Below are 13,786 nucleotides of genomic sequence, written 5' to 3'. Positions count from 1 at the left end.
GCTCCTTATGCCAGCCCGCAGGCGTCGCTAAAGCTCAGCCGGGGCAGTCGACCATACAGCTTGCTGTTATCGCCGTAACCGATGTTGATCAGCAGATTGCTTTTCAGGTTGCTGTCGCTGAAGAAGGCCGCATCGACCTTCTCGCGATCGAAGCCGGACATCGGCCCGGTATCGAGCCCCAACGCACGGCAGGCAACAATCAGATACGCCGCCTGCAGGGTACTGTTGCGAAATGCGGTCTCCTCGGCAAGCGCAGGGCTGGCGGTAAACCAGCTACGGGCATCGCCGTGGGGAAACAGCGCGGGCAGACGGTCGTAAAACACACTGTCCCAGGCAACGATGGCGGTGACCGGGGCGGTAAGGGTTTTTTGCAGATTGCCGCTGGAGAGGGCCGGGCGCAGCTTCTCTTTGCCCTCCGGGGTGCGGATAAACACCATCCGCGCCGGGGAACAGTTGGCGGAGGTCGGGCCCCACTTCATCAGGTCGTAGATCTCGTGCAGCGTCTCGTCGCTGACCGGGCGGTCCAGCCAGCCGTTATGGCTGCGCGCCTCGGTAAACAGTGCGTGCTGCGCCGTTGGGTTGATGGCTTCGCTCATTGCAGCTCCTTATAAAATCGATTGTGGCTGTGCAGCAGGCTGGCGAGCCCGTTCAGCAGCAGGGCGTTGAAGATCTCGGGTTCGGTGACGTTGCAGGCATGTCCGCCGCCGGGCATTACCGTATGCACGCTGCCAGGGAGGGCGGCGTGCAGCAGCGTTGAACAGACTGCGGGCACCAGCAGATCGTCCCCGGAGCAGATTATCTGCACCGGGCAGCGGATCTGTGCCACCGCGCGGCTGTAGTCGGCCGCTTTCAGGGCGTACAGCCTGCGCAGCAGCGTCTCTTTGCCCTGGAAATGAGCCAGCGCCAGCGCCTCTTCGGCCTCCATGCGCGGCATGCGGGCCGCCATCCAGTCTGCCGGATAGAGAAACAGCGCCTGAGCCTCTACCCACGCCTGGGCGCCACCGGCATGCAGCAGCCGCTCGCGTATCTGGAAACAGCGCCGGGTATGCGGGTGCAGCGTCAGCCAGCCGTTGACGCACACCAGTGCGCTGACCGCTGCGGGGTTATCCACCGCCAGCTGCAGGCCAATCAGCGCCCCCAGCGCATGGCCCACCACGCAGAAGCGGGTGATCCCGGCCTCTGCCAGCGCATGCCACAGTTCATCGGCCATCTGGGCGAGGCTGTAATCCTCCGGCAGCGCGCCGGAGTTATTTCCCGTTCCGCGCTGGTCGTAGCACACCACCTGATACTCCTGCTCCAGATCCGCGATCTGGGGCAGCCAGTAGCTGCCGCTGCCTCCCAGCCCGGCGATCAGCACCACCACTGGCGCGTCAGCAAAGGGCGGAGGTGAAAGGGATAGCTTCATGGCAACCTCACTTCGCAATGTGGGCAACGCTTGCGATCTCCACCAGCGCCTCGGGCTTGACCAGCCCGCACTGAATGCAGAATCGCGCCGGTTTATCGCCGGGGAAAAACTCGGCGTAGATTTCGTTAATCGCGGCGTAGTTTTTCCAGTCGGTGATAAAGATGCTGTTGAAGGTCACGTCCGCCATCGTCCCGCCCGCCGTTTCGATAACGCGCTGGATAGTCTGTAGCACGTGGCGGGTTTGCGCCTTTGGGTCGTCGGGAAACACCACGTTGTTATGCGCGTCAAACGGCAGCGTGCCGGAGACATACACGATGCCGTCAGCCAGCGTGCCCGGCACAAAGGGGGCGATCGGGGTGCTGGTGCCCGGTGGAATAATGACGGATTTCGGCATTTGTTAGCTCCTCAGGCGATACGGGCATAAGCGGCGGGGGAGAGGGCGTCGCAGAAGGTGGCGACGTCGCTGACCCAGCCAAAAAAGGTTTCGATATTGAACAGGGCGGCCTGCTGGGCAAACGCCGGGCCGGCCTGGTGGGTAGCGTCTTCCAGCACCACCCCGAAATACTCCAGGAAGAAGCCGTCGCGCAGGGTCGACTCCACGCAGACATTGGTGGCGATGCCGGTAAAGATCAGATGACGGATCCCCCGGCTGCGCAGGATGCTATCCAGCGGGGTGTTGAAAAAGCCGCTGTAGCGCGGTTTCGGCAGCACGATATCGCCCGGCTCCGGCACCAGCTCGTTCACCAACTGATAATCCCAGCCGCCTTTCGCCAGCAGCTTGCCGTGCAGCTCCGGGCGCTGGCGCATGGTTTTCAGCGCATTCGATTTATGGAAGTTGGGCGAGCCGGGGCCGCCTGCTTCTACGTACTGTTCATCCCAGCCGTTCTGGAACCAGATAATCAGCATTCCGGCGGCACGGGCGGCAGCCACGGCGGTGCGGATATTGTCGATAACCGGCCGGGTGGTGGAGACATCAAACCCGGCCAGATCGAGATAGCCTCCCGGGCTGGCGTAAGCGTTTTGCATGTCCACCACGATCAGCGCACTTTGCGCGGGATTAAAGGTGATGGCTTCCGGGCGTGCGGGCAGAGTCGTCATTACGCCACCTCCTGCGTCAGGGCGGGAAGGTGCGCCCGGCACTGCATCAGCGGCTGGATGCGCTCGCCGAAGGTTTCAATGCCTGCCAGGAAGTCATCGAAGGTCAGCAGTACGCCCTCGGCCCCCGGCACGCTGGCGACCTCGTCGAGCATCCGCGCCACGCTGGCGTACGATCCCACCAGGGTACCCATATTGATATTCACCGCCGAGGTTGGATCCGCCATCTGGCGCACGTTGGTGTCAGCCCCGGATCGGGTGTCTTTCTGGCTCTGCTCGCTGAGCCAGCTCAGGGCCTCGGTATCGGCCCCGGCTTTATAGTGTTCCCACTTCGCCCGGGCGGCGTCATCGGTTTCGTCGGCTATCACCATAAACAGCACGTAGGATCCAACGTCGCGCCCGGTTTTTTCTGCCGCTTGTTTCATGCGTGCGGCGGTTGGCGCAAAGGCCGCCGGGGTGTTGACCCCTTTGCCAAAGCAGAAGTTAAAGTCGGCGTATTTTGCCGAGAATTCCATCCCGGCGTCGCTCTGCCCGGCGCAGATCACCTTCATCGGCGAAGACGGCTGGGGGCTCACCCGGCAGTCGTTCATGGTGAAGTAATCCCCTTTGAAGTCGCTCTTGCCGGTGCCCCACAGGTCGCGCAGCACCTGTACATATTCGGTGAGGTAGTCGTAACGCTTAGAGAAGTACTCATCCCCCGGCCAGAGCCCCATCTGCTCGTACTCCGGTTTTTGCCAGCCGGTGACGAGGTTGACGCCAAAGCGCCCGCCGGAGATGGAGTCGATAGTCGACGCCATCCGGGCGACAATCGCCGGTGGCAGGGTGAGGGTGGCGGCAGTGGCGTAAATCTGAATACGCGACGTGACCGCCGCCAGTCCGGCCATCAGGGTGAACGACTCCATATTGTGATCCCAGAATTCGGTCTTACCGCCGAAGCCGCGCAGCTTGATCATCGAGAGGGCAAAATCGAAGTGATAGTGCTCTGCTTTCTGCACGATGGCTTTGTTCAGCTCGAAGGTCGGCAGATATTGCGGCGCATGGGTAGAGATCAGCCAGCCGTTATTACCGATAGGAACGAATACGCCAATTTTCATCACAAACCTCTCTTCATCTCAACATGGGGGGTGAATGTCTGACGTGGCGCTGCATCCTGCATCTCCTGTTCAGCCGCGTAAGGCTGTTTTGCAAAGGCGATGCCAGTTTTGAAATTATCTTTGTTATTAACGTGTTAACGTATGGTTGCTTAAATGCGGGTTAAAAAAGTGGACTGAACGGTCAAAAACCTTGCACACAAAGCAGGCAGTCGTGCGCGATGGGGGTGCAGATTGTCGTGAGACGGCAGGGGTTTTGCTATGCTGAGGGCAAATACAAAAAGGAGTGAGCAGATGGCACAAGGCGCAGTGAAAACACCCGGTAAACGTTCGCAGGCGGTAAGCGCAAAAAAACAGGCGATTCTTGCCGCCGCGCTGGAGACCTTCTCACAGTTTGGCATCCACGGTACCCGGCTGGAGCAGGTGTCGGAGCTGGCGGGGGTCTCAAAAACCAATCTGCTGTACTACTTTCCCTCGAAAGAGGCGCTGTACGTGGCGGTGTTGCAGGATCTGCTTGATGTCTGGCTGGCGCCGCTGCGGGCATTTCGTGAAGAGCTGGCCCCGCTGGAGGCGATCCAGCAGTATATCCGCCTGAAGCTGGAAGTTTCCCGGGATTATCCTCAGGCGTCGCGGCTGTTCTGTCTGGAGATGCTGCAGGGCGCGCCGCTGCTGAAAGCGGCCCTGAGCGGCGATCTGAAATCGCTGGTGGACGAGAAGTCGGGGATCATTGCTGGCTGGGTCGCCACCGGCAAACTGGCCCCGGTGGATCCGCATCATCTGATCTTTATGATCTGGGCCGCCACCCAGCACTACGCCGATTTTTCTGCGCAGGTGGAGGCGGTGACCGGCAAGTCGCTTAAAGATGATGACTTTTTCCACAGCACGGTGGATAACGTGCAGCGGATGATTATCGAAGGGATTCGGGTGCGTTAATTCGCAGGCGGCAGAGGGCAGCTCAGGTCGCCCTCTTCACACTGCATCAGCGAGGCCAGAAACGCTTCGCGCTCGCTGGTCTTTTCGGCCAGGCACAGGTTGACGATCATCGGCTGGATGCTGCCGCCTTCGGTGCTGGAGCCGACAAACGCACAGTCCGCATCGCGCAGGGTGATCCACGCCTGCTGCGCTCTCTTCAGCAGGTCACGCTGGGCGGTGTCTGCCCGTTTGCTCGCCGCCTGATAGGTCTGATTCAGCTTCTTGTCGGCGGCCTGGTACTGCCGGGCGCTGCACGCATTCATCTCGGATTGGGTCGTCGCGTTGGCGCACTCATCCGCCAGCGCTTGGCTGCTGAGCAGCAATGCCGCACCGGCAATCAAGACTCTTTTCATCATTCTCTCCCTGTAAAAAAGCCGGATGCGCTGCGCTTATCCGGCCTACGGTTTATTTGTCGCTTTGTCGCCCCGGTAAGCGTAGCGCTACCGGGGGCAGTTTGCACGTTTAGCCGATGGTCATCAGGCTGGCGTTGCCGCCTGCGGCGGCGGTGTTGACGCTTAACGAGCGCTCAACGTACAGACGTTCGAGCTGCAGGTTCTCCTCGCCCCGGGCAAAGCCCTGCACCGAGACAATCGCCCCGTCGCGCGCCGCCACCTGCTCGCACAGTTCGCGCAGCTGGTCGGAATCGCCGTGGTAGATCACCGCATCAAACGCCTGACTGGTCAGCACGTCCGGTTTGGCAAAGCCAATGCGTGAGGTCACCGCCTTCGGCAGCTGCTTCGCCAGGTCCCGGTGCAGACCATCTTCCGGCCACAGCACTTCACAACCCGTCGCCAGCGCTGCCGCCAGCTGTACCAGCGCATCCTGCTCGTTATCCGCCACGCACAGGACGCGCTCGCGCGGCATCAGCGTCCAGGTGTTGCGCTCGCCGGTTGGCCCCGGCAGCAGACGCTGGGTTCCGGCCTGCGCCAGCTCGGCATACTGCTGGCACAGCGCCTGCAGCGCCGGGCGTTTTTCTGCCCAGGCCGTCAGCGCCTCCAGCGGCTGGATCAGCACCGCTTTCACCTGCGCATCCACCGGACGTTGGGCATCCTGACGCGCCAGGGTTACGCCCAGCGCGTTCGCCGGACGGTGCGCCAGCAGGCGATACAGGTACATCGGTCCCCCGGCTTTTGGTCCGGTGCCCGACAGGCCTTCGCCACCGAACGGCTGCACGCCGACCACGGCGCCCACCATGTTGCGGTTGACGTACAGGTTGCCGACGTTGGCGCTGCCGGTCACCTGGGCGATGGTCTCGTCGATACGGGTATGCACGCCCAGCGTCAGGCCGTAGCCGGAGGCGTTAATCTGCGCGATCAGCTGATCGAGGTTGTTACGGTTGTAACGCACCACGTGCAGCACCGGGCCGAAGACCTCTTTTTTCAGCTCGTCGAAGCTGGACAGTTCAATCAGGGTTGGCGCCACGAAGGTGCCGCTGTTCCATTCACGCGCGTCTTCGCTGTTCTCACGCACCGCCTGGAATACCGGACGGCCCTTGGCGCGCATCGCCTGAATGTGATTTTCAATGTTGGTTTTGGCTTCGGCATCGATCACCGGGCCAATGTCAGTGGTCAGACGGCCCGGATTGCCCATCCGGCATTCCGCCATCGCACCGCGCAGCATTTTCAACGTGTGGTCGGCAATGTCGTCCTGCAGGCACAGCACGCGCAGGGCCGAGCAGCGCTGACCGGCGCTGTCGAAGGCGGAAGAAACCACGTCCACCACCACCTGCTCGGTCAGGGCCGAGGAGTCGACGATCATTGCGTTCATGCCGCCGGTCTCGGCAATCAGCGGCGTCGGACGACCCTGAGCATCAAGACGGGTGGCGATATTACGCTGCAGCAGGGAGGCCACTTCGGTCGAGCCGGTGAACATCACTCCGCGCACGCGGTTGTCGGCGGTCAGCTTCGCGCCTACCGTTTCGCCGCGACCCGGCAGGAGTTGCACCACGCCTGGCGGGACGCCCGCTTCCAGCAGGATGTTGATCCCCTGAGCGGCAATCAGCGGGGTTTGCTCGGCCGGTTTCGCCAGCACGCTGTTGCCTGCGGCAAGGGCTGCGGCAACCTGCCCGGTGAAGATCGCCAGCGGGAAGTTCCACGGGCTGATACAGACCACCGGCCCCAGCGGGCGGTGAGTTTCGTTGGCAAAGTCGTCGCGCACCTGTCCGGCATAGTAGTGCAGGAAGTCGACCGCTTCGCGGACTTCGGCGATGGCGTTACTGAAGGTTTTACCTGCTTCGCGTACCAGAATGCCAATCAGCTGCTGCATCTGATCTTCCATCAGCACCGCAGCGCGTTCCAGGATCGCCGCACGCTCCTGTGGCGGGGTGGCGAACCAGATTGGGGCGTTGTTCACCGCGCTGTTAAGCGCCAGCTCCACTTCCTGCTCGCTGGCTTCCCGCGCATAGCCGACCACATCTTTCGGCTCGGCCGGGTTAACCACCGGCAGCATGTCGCCGTCGGCCACCGCCTGCTCGAGGATCGGTCGGGCAATCCATTTTTGCAGCGCGCTGTTCAGCAGGGATGAGGAGAGCGACGCCAGACGGTGTTCATTTGCCAGATCCAGCCCGCAGGAGTTAACCCGCTCGCTGCCGTACAGTTCGCGCGGCAGGGCAATTTTCGGATGCGGCAGACCGGTGGTGCCTTCCTGGGCGGCCAGTTTTTCCACCGCCTGCACCGGATCGGCAACCAGCTCGTCCAGCGGCAGGGTGTTATCGGCGATGCGGTTAACGAAGGAGGTATTTGCGCCGTTTTCCAGCAGGCGACGCACCAGGTACGCCAGCAGCGTTTCGTGGGTGCCCACCGGGGCGTAAATTCGGCACGGACGGTTAAGTTTGCCGTCGGCCACTTTACCGGTCACTTGCTCGTACAGCGGTTCACCCATGCCGTGCAGGCACTGGAATTCGTACTGGCCTGGATAGTAGTTATTGCCGGCCAGGCTGTAGATCGCCGCCAGGGTGTGGGCGTTATGGGTAGCAAACTGCGGGTAGATCAGGTTCGGCACGCCGAGCAGCTTTTTGGCGCAGGCGAGGTAAGAGACATCGGTGTAAACCTTGCGGGTATAGACCGGATAGCCTTCCAGGCCGTCCATCTGGGCGCGTTTGATTTCGCTGTCCCAGTAGGCGCCCTTCACCAGACGGATCATCAGGCGGCGACGGCTGCGGGTGGCGAGGTCAATCAGGTAATCAATCACAAACGGACAGCGCTTCTGATAGGCCTGGATGACAAAGCCGATCCCGTTCCAGCCCGCCAGTTCCGGTTCGAAGCACAGTTTTTCCAGCAGATCGAGGGAGATCTCCAGCCGGTCGGCCTCTTCGGCGTCGATGTTAATCCCGATGTCATACTGGCGCGCCAGCAGGGTCAGGGACTTCAGGCGCGGGTAGAGCTCTTCCATCACCCGGTCGTACTGGGCGCGGCTGTAGCGCGGGTGCAGGGCGGAGAGCTTAATCGAGATCCCCGGGCCTTCATAAATGCCGCGGCCGTTGGAGGCTTTACCAATGGCGTGGATCGCCTGCTGATAAGAGACCATATAGGCCTGCGCGTCGGCGGCGGTCAGGGCCGCTTCACCCAGCATGTCGTAAGAGTAGCGGAAGCCTTTATCTTCCAGCTTGCGGGCGTTGGCCAGCGCTTCGGCGATGGTCTCCCCGGTGACGAACTGCTCCCCCATCAGGCGCATCGCCATGTCCACGCCTTTACGGATCAACGGCTCGCCGCTCTTGCCGATAATGCGGTTCAGGGAGCGGGAGAGGCTGGCTTCGTTGTGGGTGGAGACCAGACGGCCGGTAAACAGCAGGCCCCAGGTGGCGGCGTTAACAAACAGCGACGGGCTGCGGCCAATGTGCGAATGCCAGTTGCCGTTGCTGATTTTGTCGCGGATCAGCGCGTCACGGGTGGCTTTGTCCGGGATACGCAGCAGCGCTTCCGCCAGACACATCAGGGCCACGCCCTCCTGCGAAGAGAGAGAAAACTCCTGCAACAGGCTCTGCACCATCCCGGCGCGGCCCGAGGCGGTTTTCTGGCTGCGCAGCTTGTCGGCCAGATCGTAAGCCAGCTTATGGGCCTGGGTAGCAATCGGCTCCGGCAGACGCGCCTGCTCCAGAAGCATCGGCACGGCGTCGGTCTCTGCCCGGCGGTACGCGGCGGTAATAGCGGCGCGGCTGACGGACTGAGGCAGGATCTGCTCGGCAAAATCGAGGAACGGCTGGTGGATCTCATCGGCCGCGTCATGAGCGTCGTCGCTTTCATTGGCGGCACCGGCCAGCAGGGCAGGCAGCTCTGGCAGAGCGTCGTCGCTCTCCAGCTTTTCCAGATAGTTGAAGATTGCCTGCTTAATTAACCAGTGCGGCGTGCGGTCAATGCGCGTGGCAGCCGATTTAATTCGTTCGCGGGTGGCGTCATCCAGCTTAACTCCCATGGTGGTCATCCCCATGCCAAAAACTCCTGTGATTTTTCTACCGATAATGTGGTTAACGTGGAATATCCACTATGTTGCAACTTTGTGCAACCTCGTTAAATGTGACCCGGTTTGCAAGCTGAAAAATGAATGGATTGTTAGTGTGATGTTAACCTGAATAAAGGTGTGGATTTTACGACGAAAGCCTGGTTTCATGCGGGACTTAACAGTTTTTGACGGTGCAACCCAAAAAAACGTGAGCGAGTGCAACCTCCAGGAAACTGATGTGAAACCGGGGATGAAAATGATGTGAATGCAGTGTTAAATCGTTTGTGTCACGGCAGTGCATACGGCAGGATACGCGCGGCCAACAGAAACACACATCATCATCACCTCGTTCCGGTGATGGAATAACAGGCAGCCGGGAAGGCTGTCGACCATATTTGCGGAGTATTTAAATGGCAATTAGCACACCGATGCTGGTGACATTTCTTATCTATATATTTGGCATGATCCTGATAGGGTTCCTTGCATGGCGTTCTACCAAAAACTTTGACGACTATATCCTCGGCGGGCGCAGCCTCGGCCCGGTGGTAACCGCGCTGTCTGCGGGTGCATCCGACATGAGCGGCTGGCTGCTGATGGGCCTGCCGGGCGCGATCTTTATCTCCGGTATTTCGGAGAGTTGGATCGCCATCGGTTTGACCGTCGGAGCCTGGATTAACTGGAAGCTGGTGGCCGGGCGTCTGCGCGTGCACACCGAGGCTAACAACAACGCCCTGACCCTTCCGGACTACTTCACCGGCCGGTTCGAAGATAACAGTCGTATTCTGCGCATTATCTCCGCAGTGGTCATTCTGGTGTTCTTCACCATCTACTGTGCCTCCGGCATCGTGGCCGGTGCGCGCCTGTTCGAAAGCACCTTCGGCATGAGCTACGAAACCGCACTCTGGGCGGGCGCAGCCGCGACCATCCTGTACACCTTCGTGGGCGGGTTCCTGGCGGTAAGCTGGACTGACACCGTGCAGGCCAGCCTGATGATCTTCGCCCTGATCCTGACCCCGGTGATGGTGATTCTCTCCGTGGGCGGTCTGGGTGATTCGCTGGCGGTGATCCAGCAGAAGAGCGTCGAAAACGTTGACATGCTGAAGGGCCTGAACTTTGTCGCGATTGTGTCGCTGATGGGCTGGGGGCTGGGTTACTTCGGTCAGCCGCACATTCTGGCGCGCTTTATGGCGGCAGATTCCCACCACACCATCGTTCATGCCCGTCGTATCAGCATGGCGTGGATGATCCTGTGTCTGGCCGGGGCTTGTGCGGTAGGCTTCTTCGGTATCGCGTACTTCAACAACAACCCGTCGCTGGCGGGTGCGGTGAACCAGAACGCCGAGCGCGTGTTTATCGAGCTGGCGCAGATCCTGTTCAACCCGTGGATTGCCGGGATCCTGCTCTCAGCGATCCTCGCAGCGGTGATGTCGACCCTGAGTTGCCAGCTGCTGGTCTGCTCCAGTGCGATCACTGAAGACTTGTACAAAGCCTTCCTGCGTAAACACGCCAGCCAGAAAGAGCTGGTATGGGTAGGGCGCTTTATGGTGCTGCTGGTGGCGCTGGTCTCCATTGCGCTGGCGGCAAATCCAGAAAACCGCGTGCTGGGTCTGGTGAGCTATGCCTGGGCAGGTTTTGGCGCGGCCTTTGGTCCGGTGGTGCTGTTCTCGGTACTGTGGTCCCGCATGACCCGTAACGGCGCGCTGGCGGGGATGATTATCGGTGCGGTTACCGTCATTGTCTGGAAGCAGTTCGCGTGGCTGGGTCTGTATGAAATCATTCCGGGCTTTATCTTTGGCAGCATTGGCATAGTGGTGTTCAGCCTGCTGGGCAAAGCGCCGTCTGCTGCCATGCAGAAACGCTTTGCTGACGCAGACGCGATTTATCACAGCGCCCCGCCGACAAAGTTACAGCCTGAGTAAGCAATTCCTCGCACACGCCAGGCCGGGTAAGCGTTTACGCTACCCGGCTTTTTTCTTGCTTATTTCTGCAACTTACGCTCATATCCTTGTGCTAAAAACAATGAGGATAGTGAAGTATGACAATCAAAACAGGGCTTATGGCGGGCGCACTCTTCCTGCTGGCAGGCTGCAACGCACCATCGCACACGACCGCCCCCGACACCTGCAAAGCCGACAACCAGATGCAGCAGACCACGCTCTATTTCGGCCTGAACCGTCCGGCAGGGGAGGCGATCGGTGGCCAGGAGTGGCAGCAGTTTGTTGATGGGGACGTGACCCCGCGATTTCGCGATGGCTTAACGGTGTTTGATGCGCGTGGGCAGTGGTTGGGCAACGACGGGAAAGTGGCGCGCGAGCCGAGCAAGGCGCTGATGCTGATCCACGGTCAGGATGCAGAGAGCGAAAGCAAAATAGAAGCGTTACGCGGGATTTATAAAAAGCGCTTCGCCCAGGAATCGGTGATGCGCGTCGATCAGCCGGTGTGCGTGCAGTTCTGATAAAAAAACGGCGGGATTATTCCCGCCGTTATTGCTTACAACACTAATCCCGCAAAGCTCGCCGACAGCAGGCTCACCAGCGTCGCGCCGTACACCAGGCGCAGGCCGAAGCGCGACACCACGTTGCCTTGCTGCTCGTTCAGCCCTTTAATTGCCCCGGCCACAATGCCGATCGAGGCAAAGTTGGCGAACGACACCAGGAACACTGACAGAATGCCCAGCCCGCGCGGGGTCATCTGCGCCGCAGTCTTCTGCAGTTCGATCATCGCCACAAATTCGTTTGCCACCAGCTTGGTTGCCATTATCCCGCCCGCGTGCAGGGCATCGCTCAGGGGGATCCCCACCAGCCACGCCAGCGGATAAAACACATAGCCCAGAATTTGCTGGAAGCTCAGACCGAACACGCTGGAGAACAGGGCGTTAACAGCGCTAATCAGGGCAATAAAGCCAATCAGCATCGCCAGAATAATCATCGCCACTTTAAAGCCGGCCAGAATATATTCCCCCAGCATCTCGAAGAAACTCTGGGATTCGTGCATCTTCTCCAGCTTAATTTCCGGCTCCGCTTCCGGGCGCGTCGGGTTAATAATGGTAAGGATGATAAAGGTGCTGAACATATTCAGGATCAGCGCCGCGACCACATATTTAGCCTCCAGCATCGTCATGTAGGCACCGACAATCGACAGCGATACCGTCGACATGGCGGTGGCCGCCATGGTGAACAGCCGGCGTGACGACAGATCCCCCAGCACCCCTTTGTAGGCGATAAAGTTTTCCGACTGGCCCAGCGTTAGCGAGCTGATGGCGTTAAACGACTCCAGCTTGCCCATGCCGTTGACCTTCGACAACAAAGTGCCGACCACGCGAATAATCACCGGCAGAATACGCCAGTGCTGCAAAATGCCGATCAGCGCGGATATAAAGATAATGGGACACAGCACGCCGAGGAAAATAAACGCCAGCCCTTTTTCTCCCATCCCACCAAACACAAAGTTGGTCCCTTCGGCGGCATATTTCAGCAGCGATTCGAAGAAGCCCGACACGTACTGAATAACAAACAGCCCGCTTTCGGCGTGCAGGAAAAAGAACGCCAGCGCAATTTCAATCACGATAAGCTGAATGACGTAGCGAATGCGGACGTTACGGCGGTCAAAACTGACCAGCCAGGCAAGAGCGAGGATCACCACCAGCGCCAGCAGGAAATGCAAAAAGTTATACATGGTTGATTTTCAGCAGATTAGAAAGGCGCTTATTTAGCCACAGGCAGATGTTAGCGTAAATGGGCATTTACGTTATAAGTTATAAACCTTTTAATAACCTGGGTGATTATTTCGCCGTCAGGGGTTTACATCCTGTCATTAAAACATCGCATATTTCACTTGTGTTTCTTATTTCCGTAATGATAATCACTATCACAAGAATTTACTTTTCTTTGCATCAGTTGACCGCGATAAACATTTAAGGTGTCGGCATGTTTGTTCCATTTCTCATTATGTTACGTGAAGGCCTTGAAGCGGCCTTAATCGTCAGCCTTATCGCCAGCTATCTGAAACGCACCCAGCGTGGCCGCTGGATCGGTGTGATGTGGATTGGCGTATTCCTTGCCGCCGCCCTCTGTCTGGGACTGGGGATTGCCATCAACGAAACCACCGGCGAGTTCCCGCAAAAAGAGCAGGAGCTGTTCGAAGGCATTGTGGCGCTGATTGCGGTGGTGATCCTCACCTGGATGGTGTTCTGGATGCGTAAAGTGTCGCGCAATGTCAAAGTTCAGCTGGAGCAGGCCGTCGACAGCGCGCTGGCTAAGGGTAACCATCACGGCTGGGCGCTGGTGATGATGGTCTTTTTTGCTGTCGCCCGCGAAGGGCTGGAGTCGGTGTTCTTCCTGTTAGCGGCATTCCAGCAGGACGTGGGGATCTGGCCCCCGATCGGCGCGGTACTGGGGCTGGCTACGGCGGTGGTGCTCGGCTTTCTGCTGTACTGGGGCGGGATCCGCCTCAACCTGGGCGCGTTCTTTAAATGGACCAGCCTGTTTATTCTGCTGGTGGCGGCCGGGCTGGCGGCGGGGGCCATCCGTGCCTTCCATGAGGCCGGGTTGTGGAACCATTTCCAGGATGTGGCCTTCGATCTAAGCAACATCCTCTCTACCCATTCGTTAACCGGTACGCTGCTGGAAGGTATTTTCGGCTATCAGGAAACACCGAGCGTCAGCGAAGTGGCGGTTTACTTTATCTATCTGATCCCGGCGCTGGTGCTGTTTTGTCTGCCACCGCGCGCCAGCACTCAGGCTTCGGGCATTTCGCGCTAACGTGCTCACTGTAGTTACAACATACT

At 59.5% G+C, this 13,786-nt stretch carries 12 protein-coding genes; 4 read left to right on the top strand and 8 right to left on the bottom strand.

What is annotated here, in order from left to right:
* Positions 1 to 5: 5 nt before the first annotated feature.
* The 5 genes from M8014_RS07120 to rutA are packed head-to-tail and all read right to left on the bottom strand — an operon-like array spanning position 6 to position 3,594.
* Positions 6 to 596 carry a malonic semialdehyde reductase gene (locus tag M8014_RS07120; RefSeq protein WP_271281823.1) on the bottom strand — a complete coding sequence of 197 codons (591 nt, stop codon included), beginning with the start codon at positions 594 to 596 and terminating at the stop codon, positions 6 to 8.
* A complete protein-coding gene (gene rutD / locus M8014_RS07115) occupies positions 593 to 1,405 on the bottom strand; it encodes a pyrimidine utilization protein D (protein ID WP_271281822.1) in 813 nt (270 codons plus the stop codon). Before rutD ends, M8014_RS07120 begins: the two co-directional genes overlap by 4 nt.
* A gap of 7 nt (positions 1,406 to 1,412) precedes the next feature.
* The gene (gene rutC, locus M8014_RS07110) at positions 1,413 to 1,799 is read right to left on the bottom strand and encodes a pyrimidine utilization protein C (RefSeq protein ID WP_271281821.1); all 387 of its coding nucleotides are present in this window, start codon (positions 1,797 to 1,799) and stop codon (positions 1,413 to 1,415) included.
* 11 nt (positions 1,800 to 1,810) lie between these two features.
* Entirely contained in the window at positions 1,811 to 2,503 is a 693-nt protein-coding gene (rutB, locus tag M8014_RS07105; protein ID WP_271281820.1) for a pyrimidine utilization protein B, read from the bottom strand.
* Positions 2,503 to 3,594 (bottom strand): pyrimidine utilization protein A, encoded by a 1,092-nt coding sequence (gene rutA / locus M8014_RS07100; protein WP_271281819.1) that lies wholly within the window; start codon positions 3,592 to 3,594, stop codon positions 2,503 to 2,505. Before rutA ends, rutB begins: the two co-directional genes overlap by 1 nt.
* A gap of 291 nt (positions 3,595 to 3,885) precedes the next feature.
* On the opposite strand from rutA, the gene rutR reads away from it, so the two are divergent.
* On the top strand, positions 3,886 to 4,524 hold the full coding sequence (gene rutR / locus M8014_RS07095) for an HTH-type transcriptional regulator RutR (RefSeq protein WP_271281818.1): 639 nt from the start codon (positions 3,886 to 3,888) through the stop codon (positions 4,522 to 4,524).
* Here the strand turns inward: rutR and M8014_RS07090 are convergent.
* Both M8014_RS07090 and putA read right to left on the bottom strand, forming a co-directional pair.
* Positions 4,521 to 4,916 (bottom strand): lysozyme inhibitor LprI family protein, encoded by a 396-nt coding sequence (locus M8014_RS07090; protein ID WP_271281817.1) that lies wholly within the window; start codon positions 4,914 to 4,916, stop codon positions 4,521 to 4,523. The two genes, rutR and M8014_RS07090, sit on opposite strands and share 4 nt — an antisense overlap.
* 109 nt (positions 4,917 to 5,025) lie before the next feature.
* Positions 5,026 to 8,988, bottom strand: coding sequence for a trifunctional transcriptional regulator/proline dehydrogenase/L-glutamate gamma-semialdehyde dehydrogenase (gene putA, locus M8014_RS07085; RefSeq protein ID WP_271281816.1), 3,963 nt, complete (start codon positions 8,986 to 8,988; stop codon positions 5,026 to 5,028).
* 422 nt (positions 8,989 to 9,410) lie between these two features.
* On the opposite strand from putA, the gene putP reads away from it, so the two are divergent.
* Both putP and M8014_RS07075 read left to right on the top strand, forming a co-directional pair.
* The gene (gene putP / locus M8014_RS07080; protein WP_271281815.1) at positions 9,411 to 10,919 is read left to right on the top strand and encodes a sodium/proline symporter PutP; all 1,509 of its coding nucleotides are present in this window, start codon (positions 9,411 to 9,413) and stop codon (positions 10,917 to 10,919) included.
* Between the two features lie 116 nt (positions 10,920 to 11,035).
* On the top strand, positions 11,036 to 11,455 hold the full coding sequence (locus M8014_RS07075; RefSeq protein WP_271281814.1) for a DUF3574 domain-containing protein: 420 nt from the start codon (positions 11,036 to 11,038) through the stop codon (positions 11,453 to 11,455).
* A gap of 35 nt (positions 11,456 to 11,490) precedes the next feature.
* On the opposite strand, the gene M8014_RS07070 is transcribed toward M8014_RS07075, so the two are convergent.
* A complete protein-coding gene (locus M8014_RS07070) occupies positions 11,491 to 12,675 on the bottom strand; it encodes a NupC/NupG family nucleoside CNT transporter (protein WP_271281813.1) in 1,185 nt (394 codons plus the stop codon).
* A 251-nt stretch (positions 12,676 to 12,926) separates the two neighbouring features.
* On the opposite strand from M8014_RS07070, the gene efeU reads away from it, so the two are divergent.
* Complete coding sequence (efeU, locus tag M8014_RS07065; RefSeq protein ID WP_271281812.1) at positions 12,927 to 13,760, top strand: iron uptake transporter permease EfeU; 834 nt, start codon at positions 12,927 to 12,929, stop codon at positions 13,758 to 13,760.
* The last annotated feature ends 26 nt before the right edge of the window (positions 13,761 to 13,786 follow it).

Origin of the sequence: Silvania hatchlandensis, assembly GCF_025564065.1 — a bacterium.
GTDB classification, from domain to species: Bacteria; Pseudomonadota; Gammaproteobacteria; order Enterobacterales; family Enterobacteriaceae; genus Enterobacter; species Enterobacter hatchlandensis.
Note: the sequence above shows the minus strand (reverse complement) of the source record. Positions and strands in the feature narration are given on the sequence as shown.

Excerpts from the sequence above, each read along its gene's own strand:
- rutD (WP_271281822.1), bottom strand. The coding sequence starts at position 1,405 with ATGAAGCTATCCCTTTCACCTCCGCCCTTTGCTGACGCGCCAGTGGTG.
- efeU (WP_271281812.1), top strand. The coding sequence starts at position 12,927 with ATGTTTGTTCCATTTCTCATTATGTTACGTGAAGGCCTTGAAGCGGCC.
- M8014_RS07075 (WP_271281814.1), top strand. The coding sequence starts at position 11,036 with ATGACAATCAAAACAGGGCTTATGGCGGGCGCACTCTTCCTGCTGGCA.
- rutB (WP_271281820.1), bottom strand. The coding sequence starts at position 2,503 with ATGACGACTCTGCCCGCACGCCCGGAAGCCATCACCTTTAATCCCGCG.
- putP (WP_271281815.1), top strand. The coding sequence starts at position 9,411 with ATGGCAATTAGCACACCGATGCTGGTGACATTTCTTATCTATATATTT.
- M8014_RS07070 (WP_271281813.1), bottom strand. The coding sequence starts at position 12,675 with ATGTATAACTTTTTGCATTTCCTGCTGGCGCTGGTGGTGATCCTCGCT.
- rutR (WP_271281818.1), top strand. The coding sequence starts at position 3,886 with ATGGCACAAGGCGCAGTGAAAACACCCGGTAAACGTTCGCAGGCGGTA.
- M8014_RS07120 (WP_271281823.1), bottom strand. The coding sequence starts at position 596 with ATGAGCGAAGCCATCAACCCAACGGCGCAGCACGCACTGTTTACCGAG.
- M8014_RS07090 (WP_271281817.1), bottom strand. The coding sequence starts at position 4,916 with ATGAAAAGAGTCTTGATTGCCGGTGCGGCATTGCTGCTCAGCAGCCAA.
- putA (WP_271281816.1), bottom strand. The coding sequence starts at position 8,988 with ATGGGGATGACCACCATGGGAGTTAAGCTGGATGACGCCACCCGCGAA.
- rutC (WP_271281821.1), bottom strand. The coding sequence starts at position 1,799 with ATGCCGAAATCCGTCATTATTCCACCGGGCACCAGCACCCCGATCGCC.
- rutA (WP_271281819.1), bottom strand. The coding sequence starts at position 3,594 with ATGAAAATTGGCGTATTCGTTCCTATCGGTAATAACGGCTGGCTGATC.